14 protein-coding genes are annotated in these 18,584 nt (G+C 59.2%); 9 read left to right on the top strand and 5 right to left on the bottom strand.

Annotated elements, in window-relative coordinates:
• Positions 1-4: 4 nt before the first annotated feature.
• Genes EYD00_RS22485 through EYD00_RS22495 form a run of 3 tightly spaced genes read right to left on the bottom strand, consistent with a single transcriptional unit; the run spans position 5 to position 3,056 of the window.
• Positions 5-847: a carbohydrate ABC transporter permease gene (locus EYD00_RS22485; RefSeq protein WP_034497947.1), complete on the bottom strand. Its 843-nt coding sequence runs from the start codon at positions 845-847 to the stop codon at positions 5-7.
• Positions 844-1,785, bottom strand: a complete 942-nt coding sequence (locus EYD00_RS22490) for a carbohydrate ABC transporter permease (protein WP_034497945.1) — start codon at positions 1,783-1,785, stop codon at positions 844-846. Before EYD00_RS22490 ends, EYD00_RS22485 begins: the two co-directional genes overlap by 4 nt.
• Before the next feature lie 17 nt (positions 1,786-1,802).
• Positions 1,803-3,056 carry a sugar ABC transporter substrate-binding protein gene (locus EYD00_RS22495; protein WP_034498494.1) on the bottom strand — a complete coding sequence of 418 codons (1,254 nt, stop codon included), beginning with the start codon at positions 3,054-3,056 and terminating at the stop codon, positions 1,803-1,805.
• A 251-nt stretch (positions 3,057-3,307) separates the two neighbouring features.
• Here EYD00_RS22495 and EYD00_RS22500 point away from each other — a divergent pair, with 251 nt between their 5' ends.
• Genes EYD00_RS22500 through EYD00_RS22510 form a run of 3 tightly spaced genes read left to right on the top strand, consistent with a single transcriptional unit; the run spans position 3,308 to position 7,864 of the window.
• Entirely contained in the window at positions 3,308-4,534 is a 1,227-nt protein-coding gene (locus EYD00_RS22500; RefSeq protein ID WP_034497943.1) for an ROK family transcriptional regulator, read from the top strand.
• A gap of 19 nt (positions 4,535-4,553) precedes the next feature.
• The gene (locus tag EYD00_RS22505; RefSeq protein WP_034497941.1) at positions 4,554-6,956 is read left to right on the top strand and encodes a PIG-L family deacetylase; all 2,403 of its coding nucleotides are present in this window, start codon (positions 4,554-4,556) and stop codon (positions 6,954-6,956) included.
• Positions 6,953-7,864, top strand: a complete 912-nt coding sequence (locus tag EYD00_RS22510) for a DMT family transporter (protein WP_034497940.1) — start codon at positions 6,953-6,955, stop codon at positions 7,862-7,864. The genes EYD00_RS22505 and EYD00_RS22510 overlap by 4 nt, the downstream gene beginning before the upstream one ends.
• 10 nt (positions 7,865-7,874) lie before the next feature.
• Here the strand turns inward: EYD00_RS22510 and EYD00_RS22515 are convergent, their stop codons facing one another.
• Positions 7,875-8,342, bottom strand: coding sequence for a hypothetical protein (locus EYD00_RS22515; RefSeq protein ID WP_034497939.1), 468 nt, complete (start codon positions 8,340-8,342; stop codon positions 7,875-7,877).
• Between the two features lie 77 nt (positions 8,343-8,419).
• Positions 8,420-9,307, bottom strand: a complete 888-nt coding sequence (locus EYD00_RS22520; RefSeq protein ID WP_022563836.1) for an AraC family transcriptional regulator — start codon at positions 9,305-9,307, stop codon at positions 8,420-8,422.
• A gap of 198 nt (positions 9,308-9,505) precedes the next feature.
• Between EYD00_RS22520 and EYD00_RS22525 the strand changes: the two genes are divergently transcribed.
• The 6 genes from EYD00_RS22525 to EYD00_RS22550 all read left to right on the top strand — a co-directional run bounded on the left by EYD00_RS22525 (position 9,506) and on the right by EYD00_RS22550 (position 18,531).
• Positions 9,506-10,972, top strand: coding sequence for an alpha-glucosidase/alpha-galactosidase (locus EYD00_RS22525; protein ID WP_034497937.1), 1,467 nt, complete (start codon positions 9,506-9,508; stop codon positions 10,970-10,972).
• Positions 10,973-11,078: 106 nt separating this feature from the next.
• Complete coding sequence (locus EYD00_RS22530) at positions 11,079-13,166, top strand: ABC transporter substrate-binding protein (RefSeq protein WP_034497935.1); 2,088 nt, start codon at positions 11,079-11,081, stop codon at positions 13,164-13,166.
• A gap of 142 nt (positions 13,167-13,308) precedes the next feature.
• Positions 13,309-14,316, top strand: coding sequence for an ABC transporter permease (locus tag EYD00_RS22535; protein WP_034497933.1), 1,008 nt, complete (start codon positions 13,309-13,311; stop codon positions 14,314-14,316).
• 1 nt (position 14,317) lies between these two features.
• Positions 14,318-15,454, top strand: a complete 1,137-nt coding sequence (locus EYD00_RS22540; protein WP_034497931.1) for an ABC transporter permease — start codon at positions 14,318-14,320, stop codon at positions 15,452-15,454.
• Positions 15,455-15,466: 12 nt separating this feature from the next.
• Complete coding sequence (locus tag EYD00_RS22545; protein WP_034497929.1) at positions 15,467-17,134, top strand: ABC transporter ATP-binding protein; 1,668 nt, start codon at positions 15,467-15,469, stop codon at positions 17,132-17,134.
• Positions 17,135-17,157: 23 nt separating this feature from the next.
• Positions 17,158-18,531, top strand: a complete 1,374-nt coding sequence (locus EYD00_RS22550; protein ID WP_034497926.1) for an alpha-glucosidase/alpha-galactosidase — start codon at positions 17,158-17,160, stop codon at positions 18,529-18,531.
• Positions 18,532-18,584: the final 53 nt, after the last annotated feature.

The following is an 18,584-nucleotide window of genomic DNA, read 5'->3' on the forward strand; positions in this document are numbered from 1 at the left end:
GATGTTATCCTTTCAGGCCCGCCAGCATCACACCGCGCACGATGTAGCGTTGCAGGACGATGAAGACGATGAGGGTAGGGATGGTCGCAATGGCTGCGCCCGTCATGATCATTTCCCACTGGATCTGCTGTTCCACGGCAAAGCTCGAAAGGCCGACCGGCAGGGTGTAGAGTTCTTTGCTGGTCGTGACGATCAGCGGCCAGAAGAATGCTGTCCAGTTGCCGAGGAAGGTGAAGATCGCGAGTGCGGAGAGCGCGGGCGTCACCAGCGGCAGGGCGACTTTCCACCAGATCTGGAATTCGTTCAGCCCGTCAACGCGTGCGGCCTCGATGAAGTCGTTCGGAATCGTCTCGAAGAACTGCTTCATCAGGAAAGTGCCGAAGGCCGTCATCATGCCGGGGAACATGATGCCCCAGTAGCTGTCGAGCCAGCCCAGCTGGCTGGACATCAGATACCAGGGAATGACGAGCATTTCGGTCGGGATCATCAGCGTGGACAGGATGGCGAGGAAGATGAAGTAGCGGCCGCGAAACTCGAACTTCGCCAGCGTGTACCCGACCAGACTGTCAAAGAAGCAGTTGGAGACGGTAACGATGACAGCAACCAGCATGGAGTTGAAGAACCAGCGCAGGAAACGGCCGTCGGCCATGACCGTGATGTAGTTGGCAAGCGTCGGTGCTGCGGGAATGAGCCTGAGATCATAGACCTGGTCCGCCGTCTTGAACGAGGTCGAGAACATGAATAGTAGCGGCGAAACCATGATCAGGCCGCCGATGAACAGCAAGGTCCAGGCGAGAATGCGACCGGGGCGGATACGGGCGTGGGAAAGTGGCTTTGCTTCGCTCATTTCTTTTCCCTCAGGACCCAGAGCTGGATCAGCGATACGACGAGAAGAATTGTAAACAGGACGACCGTCTGCGCTGCGGCATAACCCATGGCATAGGAATTGAACGCCGTCTGATAGATCATCAGCACCAGCGGTTTCGTTGAGCCGAGCGGTCCGCCCGGATCATTGGTCGTCATGTTGTAGACCTGGTCGAAGATGCGCAGGAAGCCGATGGACGAGAAGACCACGAGGAAGACCGTGGTGGGTTTCAGAAGGGGAAGCGTGATCTTGCGCAGGATCGCCCATTCGCCCAGCCCGTCGATGCGGGCGGCTTCGTAAAATGTCGTTGGAATGGCGCGCAGTCCGGCCATGAAGATGATGATCTGGAAGCCAAGGCCTGCCCAGATGGCTGTCACCATGATCGAATAAAGCGCCTGGTCCGTAGAGCGGATGAAGGGTTGCTGCGGAATGCCGAGAAGTGCGAAGACGTCGTTGATGATGCCGATGGGCGGCGGTTGATAAAACCAGCGCCAGACCCAGGCCATCGCGGCCGCCGTCGTCAGATAGGGCAGGAAATAAAGCGCGCGGATGAAACCGTGCAGGATGCGTACGCGGTCGAGATAAAAGGCGATGACGAAGGCGAGCACGAGGCTGATCGGCGTGCCGACGATGAGATACACGAAGGTGTTCTTGAACACCTTCCAGAATTGCGGGTCCTTGAACAGCTTGACGTAATTGGCGACGCCGATGAACTTTGCCGGCCTCAGCAGGTCCCAGTTGGTGAAGGACAGGTAGAAGGCCTGCAGCGTCGGGTAAAAACGGATGATGCTGTAAAACAGGATAGGGATCGCCAGAAAGCTCCATATCCATAAGAGCCGTTTCGTGCGCATGGAAAGACGGTCCCCAAAGGAGCCGCCGGGGCGGCCGGATACCGCCCCCTGTTGATCTGTCGCTGTCATGGTTGGACCTGCGGTTTTCAGGGTTTCGCCGCGTCGATGATTTCCTGCTCGGCCTCGGCGGCCTGCTTGATGGAATCTTCAACCGACTGGCCCTCGAGCAGGACCCGGTTGGTCATGTCAATGGCGTTCTGGCGCTGGGCGGCCTCATCCATGAACAGTGTCGTGTGGGCATATTCCAGACCCTTCAGGAACGGCGCGTAGATCGGATCCTTCAGGTTTTCTTCGGTCAGCGCTGCGGAGCGTCGCGCCGGCAGTTCGCCGACTGTCTTCAGCCAGATCGCCATGGCTTCCGGTGAAGAGATATAGGCGAGGAACTTCTTGGACGCCTCAAGCTCTTCACCCGTTGTCTTGGCGCTGATGCCGTTGGCGAAATAGCTCGCATAGTTGGAGCGGATATTCTTGTCATTGGTCGGAAGTTCGGTCACGCCCCACTCGAAATCCTTGATGGTGCGGAACGAGCCCAGCCGGAAAGTGCCGTCGATAGTCATGCCCGCCTTGCCCGCACGGAATGCGGCCTGGCCTTCATCCATGAAACCCGCCTGACCGATCTTTTTTTCGAGCTGCAGACTGGTGTAGAATTTCAGAGCCTGTATGCCGGGCTCGCTATTATATGCGACCTTCTGGTCGTTGTCGGTATAGGGCTCGCCACCATATTGGCGGATGAGCACCTCACGCCACCACTGGTGATCCTGTCCGCCCATATCGAGCGTGGAGCCGGCGACGGTGAGATTGCCGGCGGCATCGTGCTTAGCGATCTTTTGCGCGGCGGCGACGAATTCATCGAGCGTCTTCGGCGGATTTGCGGGATCGAGACCCGCCTCGGTAAAGAGCTTCTTGTTGTAGAACAGTGCAAGCGAACGAACCGCGGTCGGCAGGCCGTAATAGTCCTCGCCGCGTTTCATGGCGCTGACGATCGGGAAAAATTCGCTTCCGATCTTGTCATGCGGGAAAGCGTCTGTTGGCAGTGGCTGCAAAATCCCGCCCGCCGCGAACTTGTCGAGCCAGCCGTAAAACAGCTGCATCACGTCTGGGCCCTTGCCGGACATATTGGCGGCAATCACGCGCGTCTGGTAATCGGCATAAGGGAAGGTTACCTGCTTGACGGTGATGTCGGGATTGGCCTTCTGGAATTGTGCGATCAGCTCGTCCATGGCCTTCACGCGGGTGTCGAAGACATATTGCCAATATTCGATTTCAACCGCCTGCGCGGCGTTGAATGCAAATGTGCTGAAACCGGCAACCAAGCCGGCGAACAGAGTTGCTCTGCGCATGTAAGCCTCCTTTTCCTCCGCCCGGTCTTCCGGATGCGGAGCCATCGTTCCCTTTTCCGCGCTTTCGCGCGCGCTCATCGATCTGCCGGTGGCGGAGTTTCCTCTTCCGCCGGGGCAAGCCTGACCCCCGGTCGCTCTTACGGTTCTCTGAAGGCAGGCATTTGTCAATAAGATAATTTACTTGAATTATTATATTGCGCTTATCGTCGGTTCGACGCTATTAATTTTCTAACAGACGGGAAGTTGAAGAGATGACGGTGCACACGGTGGACGCTTATCCCGTAGCAATCGGAAAAAACCCTGAGCGGAGCCGCGAACATAACAGGCGAGTCGTCCTCGATATTGTCCGGCGGCACGGCTCCCTCGGCCGCGCCGAGATCGCCAAGATCACGCATCTGACGCCGCAGGCGGTCGCCAATATCGTCGATGAACTCATGGGCGAGGAGTTGCTGAAGGAGCTCGGCCGTCGTCGCTCCGGTCGCGGCCAGCCGCCGATCCAGTTTTCGGTCAACCCGGATGGCGGGGCGACGATCGGCGTGGAAATCGCCGCCGACCATATGGTCACCGTCGGTCTTGATCTCGCCGGCGTTCTTCGCACGCAGCGCATCACGCCGCTCTCGGACACGACACCGGAAGCCATATTCAAGACCTTTGCCGCCGAGCATAACGCCGTTGCCAAAAATCTAGGCTGCAGGCTTCTTGGCACCGGGGTCGTCATGCCCGGTCCCTTCGAGATCGATGGCATGACTTCGGTGGGACCGACGACGCTTTCCGGCTGGGGCGGCATTGATGCCCGGCAGATGCTGGGCGAAGCCTGCGGCCAGCCGGTCGTGGTTGAAAACGATGCCACGGCCGCAGCAGTCGGGGAACGGCTGTTTGGTGCTGGTCTGGCGATCCCGAATTTCTGCATGATCTATTTCGGCGTCGGTATCGGCCTCGGCATCATCCAGGATGGCGCGCCCTATCGCGGTGCATTCGGGAATGCCGGCGAAATCGGCCATGTGACTGTTTCGCCGAGGGGCAGGCCCTGTCCTTCCTGCGGGCAGAGAGGATGCCTGGAGGCTTATGCCTCAGTCTATGTACTGAAGGAAAAGCTTGTCTGCGCCGGTGTTGCGGATACGGAACTTGATGATCTGGAGGCCCTGTTCAAGGCAGGCCATCCCGTGGTGAGGGAATGGATCGACGAAGCTGCGGCGCATTTGGCGCCCATGGTGGCGATGCTCGAGAATATTCTCGATCCGCAGACAGTCATTCTCGGCGGCGCTCTGCCTGAGGTCATCATCAGTGAAATCATTGCACGGATGGGGCCTTTGCCGACCTCGGTGGCAAGTCGCAGGCAGCGGGAACTTCCGCGTGTCATCCATGGCAAGTCCGGGCAGCTGACTGCTGCCCTCGGCGCTGCCGCCTTGCCGCTTTTCGATATCGTCACGCCAAAACTTGAGACATCCATGGGAGCCGCAGCGCAGGCACCCGGCTGAATATTGGAGGAGACTGCCCATGCTTACCCCCCGGGAGCGCATCGAACGGCAAATGGCCGATCCGTGGCTCATACGCCTGCATCGCAGGCTGAGCGCGCTGAAATCCACGGTGACCGTCATGCATACCGGCGCGCACCCGGACGACGAGCAGAACGGACTTCTCGCCTATTTCCGCATGGAGCTCGGCATGCGTACCATCATCGCCTGCTCGACACGCGGTGAGGGCGGTCAGAATGCGCTGGGGCCGGAACGACTTGGCGCGCTCGGTGTCATCCGCTCGCGGGAGCTTGAAGAGGCGGCGCGTGTCATCGATGCTGACATCAGCTGGCTCGGCCATGGGCCGGCGGATATCATCCACGATTTCGGTTTCTCCAAAGATGGCGACCAGACCTTTGGCCGCTGGGGGCAGCAGCGCATCATTGAGCGGCTGGTGCGCGCCTATCGCAAGGAGCGGCCGGATATCGTCATCCCGACCTTTCTCGATGTGCCGGGACAGCATGGGCACCACCGCGCCATGACGCGTGCGGCAGAGAGCGCCATCGCGCTGGCGGCGGACCCTGCCGCCTATCCTGAACATCTTGCAGAGGGGCTGAAGCCGTGGCAGGTGGCGAAATATTACCTTCCCGCGTGGTCGGGCGGTGGTGACACCTATGATGACGAAGTGCCGCCGCCGGCGACGACCGTAACAGTAAATGCTCGCGGCAGGGAGCAGGCGACTGGCGCGCAATATGATCGCATCGGCGAGTGGTCGCGCTATTACCATGCATCCCAGGGAATGGGACATTGGCCGAAGCAGGCGCAGGAGGTCTGGCCGCTGCATCTCGAACTCGCCAGTGATGCAGGGGTCGAAGAACGCTCGATCCTCGACGGGCTGCCGTCTTCGTTGTCAGACCTTGCGGTGTTCCCGGGCCTGGATAGCGAATTGGCAAAGGCGCTGGTCAAGGCGGAACAGGCGATAAGCGAAGCGATATCAGCCTTTCCCGACAGGCAGCGGATCACGGCGTCACTTCTTGCGGCGGCAGCGCTTTTGCAGACGGTGGACGAATCCGCCACTGCGGATTTCAGGGAACTGCACGGACATCGGATCGGGCGCAAGCGGGCGCAGGTCGATGCCGTCGTCCTGACGGCGCTTGATGTTTTCGAGCGGGCCTACGCCGAGCCGGCGGAGATCGTTCCAGGCGGAACGTCGGTTCTTTCCGTGGAGCTTTCAGACAAGGCGGCTCACATTGATGTCGAGGTCACCCCGGTCCTGCCATCAGGTGTATCGTCATCCATCCAGTCACTTGGCGAGACGCGGGTCTTTACGCTTGTCGCGGATCAGGATGCACCTGTTTCCGGGCTGTATCAGCCCGACTGGAAAGCCATGGGCGGCAATGGCCACGCCTCATTGCGGCTTTCCGCAACGGTTGAAGGCAGAACCGTTTCGGCCGCCTTCGACCTTGAGGAACCGTTTTTCGTGACGCCGGCGCAGTCGCTGACGATTGCGCCGGACGCTCTTCTGGTTCCGCTTGGACAGGGGCAGGAGGCGCATGTCTTTCAGGCGCATATAAAGGGCGCCGATGCGTCGCTGTCGTTCAGGAATACGGGCGGCTGGAACCTGCGCAAGAACGGCGGCGACTGGATTGCCGAACGTAACGGCGAGGCCCGGGTGGGCCTTGCCCAGATCGAGGCGCTTGTCGGTGCGCAACCCGCATTTCAGATAACGCCGATCGCTTATCCGCACATCGGCCGGGCAAGATTTCTGGCGCCGTCCGTTCTGAAAATCCTCTCGCTGGACCTGAAGCTGCCCGAGAAGGCGCGGATCGGCTATGTCGGTGGCGGTGCTGACAGGGTGGGTCTTTGGCTGTCGCGAATGGGACTCGATGTCACCGACCTCGACGCTCAGGCGCTTGGCGGGGACCTGTCTTCCTTTACGACGATCGTTATTGGCATCTTCGCCTTCGGCATCCGCAGGGATCTCGCTGCCGAGACGGAGAAGCTTCACCGCTTCGTCGAAAACGGCGGTCATCTGGTCACGCTCTATCACCGGCCGACTGACGGGTGGAATCCGGAAACGACACCGGTCCGGCGTCTTGAGATCGGCAAGCCTTCCCTGCGCTGGCGTGTGACCGATCCGCAGGCGGAGGTAACGGTGCTCTTGCCCGACCATCCGCTGCTTGCCGGGCCGAACAGGATTGATGCCGCTGACTGGGGAGGCTGGGACAAGGAGCGCGGGCTTTATTTCGCGTCGCACTGGGATGATGTCTACGAGCCATTGCTCGCCATGCATGATGTCGATGAGCAGCCGCTGAAGGGTGCGCTGGTTTCGGGCGTCATCGGCAAGGGTAGGCATACCCATACCAGCCTCGTGCTGCATCATCAGATGGACAAGCTTGTGCCTGGCGCTTTCCGCCTCATGGCCAATCTTGTGCAACCGGCGTGAATGGCGACGATCAAAGCGAAGAACAGCAAGGCCCTCGCGAAACGGACACCCGCGCGGGCATAGGCTGGCTGTTGCTGGACATGACCCTTGTTGCGGGCGGTATGACCGCGCTCGTCAAGGCACAAGGCGTCACCTATCCCGCCTTCCAGCTCGTCTTTATCAGGGCGATGATTGGCCTGATGTTCATCCTGCCACTGATCTGGCGGCACCGGGGAGAAATGGCGCGCATCCAATATCCCTGGCGTAACATTTTCCGCATCTGCTGCAATGCCATCGCGCTCACCAGCAATTTCATCGCCATCACCCTGTTGCCGCTTGCGACCGTCAATGCCGTTGGTTTTTCCCGGCCATTGGTGACGATGGCGATGGCTGTCGCCTTTCTTGGCGAAAGCGTGAGCCGCTTTCGCTGGGCGGGAGCCTGTCTTGCATTTGTCGGCGTTCTGGTCGTCATTGGGCCGGGCGGCGCGGAATTTGGCGTGGGCGTGATTGTTGTTCTGATATCGGTGGTGTTCGGTGCGCTTGCGGTTATCCAGACACGAGCGCTGCGGCGGGAGAACACCACTGTCATGATGGTGTTCTACACGGTGGGCCTCGCCGTCATCACCGCCATTCCGGCAATCTGGACATGGAAGCCGGTTGCGTCATTTGACTGGGTTCCGTTGCTCGGCATCGGACTGCTGGCGCAGATGGGACAATATTGCTTCCTGCGGGCCTATCGCATCGCGGATGCAAGCGTCCTTGCGCCGGTCAGTTATCTGTCGATCCTGTTTGTGACTGCGGTCGGATATTTTCTGTTCGACGAAGTGCCTGAAGCCCGCGTTGTGTTCGGCATCATCATCATTCTCGTGTCGCTGCAATCGACTGCGCTTGCGGAATATCTCTTGAAATGGCTGCGCCGCAAAAGATGACGGGCAGGTTCTATCGCGATTGTGCAAGGACCCGAAGCCTAATCCAGCTCAGCGCCGCAAGTTTCAAACGGTCGTAAAACGAACGGGCAAAACGCACATAGCGCATGATCCAGGCGAGCCAGCCATAGGTGAGAAGCTTTTCCCGGCCAGCATGGTAGATGCGTTCGACAATCAGGAAGGTCGAAAGATGGGCAATGATCGTCAGAACCACCCCCGACTTGAAAGCCCCATGGGCAAAGAGGACGAGGCCTATGATCTTCATCGGTTCCGCAATCGCGAAGGGAACGGCGAGACAGAGCAGAATGGCAAGGCGCGGCAGCTGCGCTATCCGGCTTTCCAGCCGCTGGATGATTTTCAGGTTCGACAGGGCCCTGATGACCGGCCGGTAGAGCGGACGGAAAATGCCGTCGAGAACCATGGCGAAAACGATGATCGCCCTGAGCGGAAAGACGAGAATCGTCCGGATTTTGCTGTTCACCTCTGCCAGCCTCCAAAGAAGGTGTAACGCCTATTCTTAATCGCCTGAAACATGTCAAAACCAAGTCCTGTTTCGCGTCAGCCCTGCCTCACACTGGCATACATGCCGGTGGTGCGGAACTCGCTCGGATTGGTGCCGTAAAGCCTGCGGAACACCTTCGAGAAATAGTTCGGATCCTCGAAACCGCATAGCACCGAGACTTCCTTGATTGGAATGTTGGCTGCGGTCGTCAATAGCTTCGCTGCCCGTCTCAGGCGTCTTTGCAAGACGAATTCCGCCGGCGGCAGGCCTTCGCTTGCGGTGAAGATTCGGGAAAAATGCGCGCGGCTGAGACCCGCCACGGCGGCAAGGTCGCTGACGGAAAGTCGGTCGCCAAGGTGGCTGTCTATATAGCTCAGCACCTGCTGCATCGTGCGATATTCGCCGCCAAAGGAAGGATGCGAGCCGAAGACATCGTCATAAAGCGTCATCGCCGCCTCATAGGCGACAGCCGACGCCGCCCCCGGTGTCTCGGCACCGTTGACGAGACGTGAGCAGCATCCTGCGAGATGATCCACCGTTTCAGGCTGCAGCTTGAGGATCGGGCCGGTGACGGAAAGAATGTTGCGGTGGATGCGGAGCGCTTCCTCGCCATTCATTGAGATCCAGAAGAACTCCCACTCCTTGCCATCTTCCAGCCAATAGCGGTGATTGTGAGGGATGAGCAGCAGCAGGGTTTCGCCGGGCCTCACCAGGTAATGGCGGTTCTCATAGCGCAGGTTGCCCTGACCGCCGATGCAATATTGCAGGACGGTAAAGGGCGTCTGTCCGCGTTTGCGACCATCCCAATCATAATTGCCGCCACGGCGGATTTCATAACCGCTGCTGGTAGGCATGGTGTGCAGCGTCTGGCGGCCGCGCGGCAGCGAGACGGTTCGCATGCCGGGTCCCTGATCGATCAAATCCTGCAGCACAAAATTACCCATGAAAGCATAATCCTTCTCTGGTCCTCGCCGGTATTATACGCATAATCCCGATCCGAGGAGACAGCCAGCAGGATATTGTTGCTGAAAAATTGGAGAGGAAGGCCGGTTTTCCGGGATTCTCACGGGTATTTTTCTGCAATGCCATTTCACGATCCGTCGGCCCGTTTCACCCGTTCGATTTGCAACAGAGGTGGCGTTATGAGTTTCAAAATCGCTATTATTGGCGCTGGCAGCGTCGGTTTCACGAAAAAACTGTTCACCGATCTCCTGTGTGTGCCGGAGTTTCGCGATATTGAAGTCGCGCTCACGGATATCAGCCAGCACAATCTCGATATGATCAGGGCAATCCTTGACAAGATCGTTGAGGCAAATGGTTTCCCCGTGAAGGTGACCGCCCATACCGACCGCCGCCGGGCGCTGGAGGGCGCGAAATACATCATCAGCTGCGTGCGGGTCGGCGGGCTCGAAGCCTATGCGGACGATATCCGCATTCCGCTGAAATACGGCATCGACCAGTGCGTAGGCGATACAATCTGCGCCGGCGGCATTCTCTACGGTCAGCGCAACATTCCCGTCATTCTCGATTTCTGCAAGGATATCCGCGAGGTTGCGGCACCCGGCGCAAAGTTCCTGAACTATGCCAACCCCATGGCCATGAATACCTGGGCAGCCATCGAATATGGCAAGGTGGACACGGTCGGTCTCTGCCATGGCGTTCAGCACGGGGCGGAACAGATTGCCGAAATCCTCGGTGCGAAATCCCCGGCAGAACTCGATTACATCTGCTCCGGCATCAACCACCAGACATGGTTCATCGATCTGCGGCTCAATGGCGGCAAGATCGGTAAGGAGGAGCTGGTTGCCGCGTTTGAGGCGCATCCGGTCTTCTCGCAGCAGGAGAAGCTTCGCATCGACGTGCTGAAGCGCTTCGGCGTCTATTCGACCGAAAGCAACGGCCATCTCTCCGAATATCTGCCATGGTATCGTAAGCGGCCAGAGGAAATCGCCCGCTGGATCGACATGTCCGACTGGATTCACGGGGAAACCGGCGGTTATCTCCGCCACTCCACCGAAACGCGCAACTGGTTCGAAACGGAATTCCCGCAGTTTCTCGCCTCGGCCGACAAGCCGATTGATCCGGCCAAGCGCTCCAACGAACATGCAAGCCATATTCTTGAGGCGCTGGAGACCGGGCGTGTCTATCGCGGCCACTTCAACGTCAAGAACAATGGCGTCATCAGCAATCTGCCGGCGGACGCCATCATCGAATCGCCCGGTTTTGTCGACCGTTTCGGCATCAACATGGTTTCCGGCATCACGTTGCCGGAAGCCTGCGCGGCCACCTGCATGGCGTCCATCAACGTGCAGCGCATGTCGGTCCATGCGGCAGTCACTGGCGATATCGATCTTTTGAAACTCGCCGTGCTGCATGATCCGCTGGTCGGCGCCGTCGCCACGCCGGAGGAGGTCTGGCAGATGGTTGACGAGATGGTTGTCGCTCAGGCGCGCTGGCTGCCACAATATGCCGATGCCGTTCCGGCGGCGAAGGAGCGACTTGCGAAGTCCAGCGTCAAGACCCGTGACTGGGCGGGTGCCGCGCGCCGCAACGTGCGTTCCATCGAGGAATTGCGGGCCGAGAAATCGGCGCTGAAAAAGGCCGTTTGAAGGAAAAGACATGGGAAAAGGCCGGCGGCGGAAGGGAGTTCGCCGTCCGGTCTCAACGATGAGAGAGGGTCGGCGGTCGAAGAGCTGCCATTTGGGAGGAATGACGATGTTACTTCAACGCAGGATTGGTATCATCTCGGCACTGGGGTTCGGTGTTTCGATGATCGCACTCAATGCGAATGCCTTCGAGACCACGACGCCGCCCGAGCCGCCGCAATTTCCGGCCGAAGGCAAGATCAACTATGTGGCGCGCGACTCGATCCTCGAATTCAAGGCGCTGCCAAGCTACAGCGAACCCGGCTGGATTACCGAGAAATTCGAAAAGACCGGCAAGCTGCCGCCGCTGAAAGAGCGCCTGCCCGAGGAGCCGCTAGTCCACAAAACAGGCAATATGCCCGACGGCATGGGCGTCTACGGCGATACGATGCGCCATGTGGTCGGCGGCAGGCCGGAGGGCTGGAACTATATTGCCGGCCAGAGCCAGGGCTGGGGCGGCATCGATATCGCCCTTTCCGAGTGCCTGACGCGCACCGCGCCACTGTTCCAGGTAGATGCCAAGGATACCGAGCCGCTGCCCAATCTGGCGAAAAGCTGGGAGTGGTCGGAAGATGGCCACAAGCTGACGATGCATCTCGTCAAGGGTGCGAAATGGTCGGATGGCGAGCCCTTCAACGCCGATGACGTGATGTTCTACTGGGAAGACGCCGTCATCGATCCCAATGTCTCACCGCTTGGCGGTGGTGCATCGCCTGAGGCTTTCGGTGAAGGAACGACGCTGAAGAAGATCGATGACTATACCGTCGAATGGACCTTCAAGGCGGCGTTCCCCAAGCAATATCTCTACACCATGGCCTATCCGAGCTTCTGCCCCGGGCCGTCGCATATTCTGAAACCCCAGCATCCGAAATATTCCAAGAACACCTATAACCAGTTCAAGAACGCGTTCCCGCCTGAGTATATGAACATGCCGGTCATGGGCGCATGGGTGCCGGTTTCTTATCGGCCGGATGATCTCATCGTGCTGCGGCGCAACCCCTATTACTGGAAAGTGGACGAGAAAGGCCAGCAGTTGCCCTATCTCAATGAAGTTCATTACAAGCTTTCTACCTGGGCGGACCGCGATGTGCAGGCCGTAGCGGGATCGGGCGATTTCTCCAATCTCGAGCAGCCGGAGAATTTCGTCGCCTCGCTGAAACGCGCCGCTGACCCCAATGCGCCAGCCCGCCTTGCCTTTGGACCGCGCCTTATCGGCTATAATCTGCAGATGAATTTTTCCGCCAATGGCTGGGGCAATCCGGATGAGCGCGGGCAGGCCATTCGTGAGCTGAACCGTAACGAGGTGTTCCGCCAGGCCGTCACCTCCGCTCTTGATCGCAAGGCGATCGGTGACTCGCTCGTCAAGGGGCCTTTCACGGCGATCTATCCGGGTGGTATTTCGTCGGGGACAAGCTTCTATGATCGTGCTTCGACGGTCTATTACCCCTTCAACCTCGAGGCTGCCAAGGCGGCGCTGGCTTCGATTGGCCTGAAAGACACTGACGGCGACGGTTTCCTGAATTTCCCCAAGGAAACGCTTGGCGGCCGTAATGTCGAGATTACCCTTCTCGTCAACAACGGTTATGCGACGGACAAGAGCCTTGCAGAAGGTCTTGTCGGCCAGATGGCGAAACTTGGGCTTCGCGTCGTCATCAATAGCCTCGATTCAAACCAGCGTGACGCCGCCCATTATGGCGGGCAGTTTGACTGGCTGGTGCGGCGCAATTCCACCGAGCTTTCATCCGTGGTGCAGAATACCGAGCAACTGGCCCCTGTCGGGCCGCGCACCAGCTGGAACCACCGCGCACCCGAAGGCAAGGAACTGGACCTGATGCCCTTCGAAAAAGACATGGCCGACATTGTGCGCAAGTTCATATCTTCGCAGGACAATGCCGAGCGGGCCGAGCTGATGAAGCAGTACCAGAAGGTCTATACGCAGAACCTCTACACGATTGGCCTCACCGAATATCCCGGTGCGCTCATCGTCAACAAGCGGTTCTCCAATGTGCCGCAGGGTACGCCGATCTTCATGTTCAACTGGGCCGAAGACGCCATCATCCGCGAACGCCTGTGGGTCGCGGCCGACAGGCAGGGCAAATACGAACTTTTCCCTGAGCAGCTTCCCGGCAAGCCGGGCGAGGGCGGGCCGATCAACTGAAGCTTCCGGTAAAGGTGCGTAACGCCATTATGTCCGGAAGTACGAAAACCTGAAGAACTCCTCCCGGAGCACACCCGGTACCGGTCGCGCGTGAAGCGCGGCCGGCAACACACGGCCAATCCAAACCGAGGAAGACCGTTCGATGCTGAGATTTCTGACGATACGCGTGGCATCCGCCATTCCGGTGCTGTTGATCCTGAGCGTGGTGACCTTCGCCATCATTCAGGCGCCGCCCGGCGACTACGCGGACTACATCCGCTCGCAACTGATGAACCAGGGCGGAGCTTCCTTCGAACAGGCGGAAGCGCAGGCGCAGGCCTACCGTATCGAACACGGGCTCGATAAGCCGCTTGTCGTTCAATATTTCAACTGGATCGGCGGTATCATTACTCGCGGCGATTTCGGCTACAGCTTTTATTACAACAAGCCGGTCGCCGATGTGGTTGGCGAACGCCTGCCGCGCACGATCGCGCTGGCGCTGGTCTGCCACATCTTCGCATCGGTACTTGGCATCGCCTTCGGCATCTGGGCCGCTACACGGCAATATTCCTGGCTCGATAACCTGCTCTCCACCATCGCCTTCCTCGGCATGACGATCCCGCGCTTCCTGATGGCGCTGATCCTCGTCTACCTCATGGTATTTCATTTCGATGTGTCGGAGATCGGCAGTTTCTTTTCACCGCAATATGGCGGTGCGCCGTGGTCATGGGCGAAATTCGTCGATCTGGTCAGCCATGTCTGGCCGGTCGTCGCCATCGCCGTTTTCGGGGGGCTCGCCTACAATATGCGGGTGATGCGCGGCAATCTGCTCGATACCCTGAATGCGCAATATGTCGAGACGGCCCGCGCCAAGGGGCTTTCGGAGGGCGCCGTCATCATGCGCCATGCGGTGCCGAATGCCGTGCACCCGCTCGTCATGTATCAGGGCGTCGTGCTGCCCTACATGCTGAGTGGCGAGATCGAGACCGCCATCATCTTCGCGTTGCCGACTGTCGGCCCGGCCATCGTCGGCTCCATGGCGGTGGGTGACGTCTATGTCACCGCGACTTTCATGATGGTGCTGGCTGCCACGCTGATCGTCGGCAACATCATCGCCGATATGCTGCTCGCCATGCTTGACCCGCGCGTCCGCGAATTCGGGAGGGCCTGAGATGATGGCGTTTGACGAGATGAAAACCGAAACCGCCGTCGCGGCAAAAACCGACCGCTCCACCCATGGTAACGAGACCTATCTCGCACTGGTCTGGCGGCGTCTCCGGCGCTCGTTTACCGGCATGGTCGGCCTGGTCCTTGTCGTCTTGCTGATCCTGATTGCCGTCTTCGCGGATTTCTTTGCGCCGATGAACCCGCTTGAAACCCATGGCAGCTTTTCACCGCCGCAAGTGGTTCGGTTCACCGACAAGGACGGCAATTTCAGCCTGGCGCCCCGAGTCTATGCCCTTGCGGAGACGGAAGAGCTCGATCCGGTCACCTTCCAGCCTATCGTCGGCCCGGATTACGACAATCCCGTCTATCTCGGCTTCTTTGTGAAGGGTGCGGAATACAAACTTCTGGGTCTTATTCCGATGAGCCGGCATTTCTTCGGCTCAACCGATGGCCAGCCCGTGCATTTTCTCGGAACAGACAAGTTCGGGCGCGACGTGCTGTCGCGCGCCATTTATGGCTCACGCATATCGCTTGCCATCGCCTTAAGCGTCGTCGCCATCGTCACCGTCATCGGCACCAGTGTTGGTCTGATTTCCGGCTATTTCGGCGGGCCGCTGGATGCCTGGGTGCAGCGCTTTGTCGAAGTGGTGCTCGCTTTCCCGCAATTGCCGCTTTACCTTGCGCTGACCTCACTCATCCCGGTAACCGCACCCACTACCGTTTTCCTCGTCTTCGTGGTCGGTGTCATGTCGGCGCTTGGCTGGGCGCAGATGTCGCGCGAGGTGCGCGGCAAGACCCTGGCACTGGCGCGGATCGATTATGTCCGGGCGGCGATCGCTGTCGGCGCCACCGACAGGCGCATCATCTTCCAGCACATCCTGCCGAATGTGATGAGCCATGTGATCGTTGCCGTGACCTTGCATATTCCAAGCGTCGTGCTGCTCGAATCCTTCCTCGGTTTCCTCGGCTTTGCGGTGAAGCCGCCGCTGATCTCCTGGGGGCTGATGCTGCAGGATACCGCGACCTATTCGGTCATCGGCTCCTATCCCTGGATTCTTGCTCCGGTCGGTTTCGTGCTGGTCACCGTCTTTGCCTTCAATGCGCTGGGCGACGGCCTGCGCGATGCCGTTGACCCCTATTGAGAGGAGCGTGACATGGTAGCTGCCCTGAACAACACCTTCGCCCCCGCCATCCGCTTCGACGCCGATGATCGTCAGGATAACGCCATCATCGATGCCCGCAACATTGCCGTGACCTTCAAGGTGGAACACGGAACGGTGGAGGCCGTGAAGGACATTTCCTTCCAGCTTTACCGGGGTGAGACCATCGCCATCGTCGGCGAATCCGGTTCGGGAAAATCGGTCACCGCCCGCACCGTCATGGGCCTTCTGACGAAGCGGGCTTCTGTCTCGAAATCCGCAACGGTACGCTTCAACGGCGACGACATCCTGAAATTCTCGTCGCGCCAGCGCCGGGCGCTGCGCGGCAACCGCATCTCGATGATCTTTCAGGAGCCGATGAGTTCGCTGAACCCGATCTATATGATCGGCAGCCAGATCGTCGAAGCGATCCGCGTTCATTCGAAACTGAGTCGGAAAGAGGCCGAGGCGAGGGCGCTCGATCTTCTGCGGCAGGTGCAGATACCCGAACCAGAAGCGCGGCTCAAACAATATCCCCATCAGCTGTCTGGCGGCCAGCGGCAACGTGTGATGATCGCCATGGCGCTTTCCAACGATCCCGACGTGCTGATTGCCGATGAGCCAACCACCGCGCTCGATGTGACGGTGCAGGCGCAGATCCTCAACCTCATCCGCGATCTCCAGAAGAAGCGCGGCATGGCCGTGGTGCTCATCACCCATGATCTGACGATCGTGAAGCAGTTCTCCGATTACGTCTATGTCATGCAGCACGGCGAGATGCGCGAGCACAACACCACGGAGAAGCTGTTTGCAGCGCCGCAGCACCCCTATACGAAAAGGCTGCTTGCCTCCGAACCGCATGGAACGGCAAAGCCGCTGCCGGAAAATTCCGGCGTGCTGCTGACGGCGAGCGGCGTGCGCGTTTCTTTCATGATGCGTTACGGCGGGCTGTTCAAACCGGAATTGAAGGAACTGATCGCCGTCGACAGCCTCGGCCTTACGCTGAGGCGGCACGAGACGCTGGGGCTTGTCGGTGAATCCGGTTCCGGCAAGACGACCTTCGGCCAATCCCTGCTGCGGCTTAACGAGCCTGTCGGAGGCGAGGTGATTTTTGATGGCGAAAGGGTGGATGGCCGCTCCCGCGCGCAAATGCGCCCCTTGCGTTCGCGCATCCAGATCGTCTTTCAAGATCCCTTTGCCTCGCTCAACCCCCGCATGACCATTGGCCAGATCATCGAGGAAGGCCTCATCATCAACGGTCTCGGCAAAACGAAAGCCGAAAGGCTGGACCGGGTGCGTGACGCACTGGAGGCGGCGGGCATGCCCGGTAACATCCTCTCGCGTTTCCCCCACGAATTCTCCGGCGGCCAGCGCCAGCGCATCGCCATTGCCCGCGCAGTGGCGCTGGAGCCGGAATTCATCCTGCTCGATGAGCCGACCTCCGCACTCGATCTTTCCGTGCAGGCGCAGATCATTGATCTCCTGCGCAAGCTGCAGGATGAGCGTGGCTTGAGCTACCTGTTCATCTCCCACGACCTGAAAGTGGTCCGCGCCCTCTGCCACCGCGTCATCGTCATGCAACGCGGGCAAATTGTCGAAGAAGGGCCTGTCGAGGACGTTCTCAGTCAGCCGAAAACTGAATATACACAGCGGCTTGTGCGAGCCGCCTTCGAAATCGCTTGAATTCCCAATTGCCGGAGGTAGACATGGCAAGAGATCCCAAGATTGCATTCATCGGCGCAGGTTCCACGGTGTTCATGAAGAACATCATCGGTGACGTGCTGCAGCGTCCGGCCCTTTCCGGCGCCACAATCGCGCTGATGGATATCAACCGTGAAAGGCTGGAAGAAAGCGCCATCGTGGTCAACAAGCTGATTTCGACGCTCGGTGCAAAGGCGAAGGCCGAGACCTATACCGACCAGAAAAAGGCGCTTTCCGGCGCGGATTTTGTTGTCGTGGCGTTCCAGATTGGCGGATACGAGCCGTGCACGGTCACTGATTTCGAAGTGCCGCGTAAGTATGGGCTGCGCCAGACCATTGCTGACACACTTGGCGTCGGCGGCATCATGCGCGGCTTGCGCACCGTGCCTCACCTCTGGAAGATTTGCGAGGACATGCTGGCCGTCTGCCCGAATGCCATCATGCTGCAATATGTGAACCCCATGGCGATAAACACCTGGGCGATTGCCGAAAAATACCCGACGATCCGGCAGGTGGGTCTTTGCCATTCCGTGCAGGGCACGGCGATGGAACTCGCCCATGATCTCGATATTCCCTATGAGGAAATCCGCTACCGTTCGGCCGGTATCAACCATATGGCGTTTTTCCTGGAATTCAAGCATCGCCAGCCCGATGGCAGCTACAGGAGCCTTTACCCCGATCTCGTGCGCGCCTATCGCGAAGGCCGCGCGCCAAAACCCGGCTGGAACCCGCGCTGCCCCAACAAGGTGCGGTACGAGATGCTGACGAGGCTCGGTTATTTCGTCACCGAAAGCTCCGAGCATTTCGCGGAATACACGCCCTATTTCATCAAGGAGGGGCGCGAAGACCTGATCGAGAAATTCGGCATTCCGCTCGATGAATATCCCAAGCGCTGCATCGAACAGATCGAGCGCTGGAAGGGCCAGGCGGCCGCCTATCGCTCGGCCGAAAAGATCGAGGTCAAGCAGTCGAAGGAATATGCCTCCTCGATCATCAATTCGGTCTGGACCGGCGAGCCCTCCGTCATCTACGGCAACCAGCGCAATAATGGATGCATCACCTCGCTGCCATCGGATTGCGCGGCGGAAGTGCCGTGCCTGGTCGATCATAACGGCGTGCAGCCCACCTTCATCGGCGAATTGCCACCGCAACTCACCGCGCTGATGCGCACCAACATCAATGTTCAGGAGCTGACCGTGCGGGCGTTGATGAGCGAAAACCGCGACCACATCTTTCACGCCGCGATGATGGACCCGCATACTGCGGCGGAACTCGATCTCGATCAGATTTGGTCGCTGGTGGACGATCTGCTGCTGGCCCATAGCGATTGGCTGCCGGAATGGACGCAGGCGGAGGTGAAACGGGCGCGGGCTGTGTAAACATCATCGCCCTCCACAACGGATCGGAGGTGTGCAGCGAGCCCACATCATCC

The sequence above is a fragment of the Agrobacterium sp. 33MFTa1.1 genome (assembly GCF_004328495.1).
In the GTDB taxonomy this organism is placed as follows: Bacteria; Pseudomonadota; Alphaproteobacteria; order Rhizobiales; family Rhizobiaceae; genus Agrobacterium; species Agrobacterium pusense.

Coding starts and splice junctions, on each gene's coding strand:
- EYD00_RS22485 (WP_034497947.1), bottom strand. CDS start 847: ATGAGCGAAGCAAAGCCACTTTCCCACGCCCGTATCCGCCCCGGTCGC.
- EYD00_RS22490 (WP_034497945.1), bottom strand. CDS start 1,785: ATGACAGCGACAGATCAACAGGGGGCGGTATCCGGCCGCCCCGGCGGC.
- EYD00_RS22495 (WP_034498494.1), bottom strand. CDS start 3,056: ATGCGCAGAGCAACTCTGTTCGCCGGCTTGGTTGCCGGTTTCAGCACA.
- EYD00_RS22500 (WP_034497943.1), top strand. CDS start 3,308: ATGACGGTGCACACGGTGGACGCTTATCCCGTAGCAATCGGAAAAAAC.
- EYD00_RS22505 (WP_034497941.1), top strand. CDS start 4,554: ATGCTTACCCCCCGGGAGCGCATCGAACGGCAAATGGCCGATCCGTGG.
- EYD00_RS22520 (WP_022563836.1), bottom strand. CDS start 9,307: ATGGGTAATTTTGTGCTGCAGGATTTGATCGATCAGGGACCCGGCATG.
- EYD00_RS22525 (WP_034497937.1), top strand. CDS start 9,506: ATGAGTTTCAAAATCGCTATTATTGGCGCTGGCAGCGTCGGTTTCACG.
- EYD00_RS22530 (WP_034497935.1), top strand. CDS start 11,079: ATGTTACTTCAACGCAGGATTGGTATCATCTCGGCACTGGGGTTCGGT.
- EYD00_RS22535 (WP_034497933.1), top strand. CDS start 13,309: ATGCTGAGATTTCTGACGATACGCGTGGCATCCGCCATTCCGGTGCTG.
- EYD00_RS22540 (WP_034497931.1), top strand. CDS start 14,318: ATGATGGCGTTTGACGAGATGAAAACCGAAACCGCCGTCGCGGCAAAA.
- EYD00_RS22545 (WP_034497929.1), top strand. CDS start 15,467: ATGGTAGCTGCCCTGAACAACACCTTCGCCCCCGCCATCCGCTTCGAC.
- EYD00_RS22550 (WP_034497926.1), top strand. CDS start 17,158: ATGGCAAGAGATCCCAAGATTGCATTCATCGGCGCAGGTTCCACGGTG.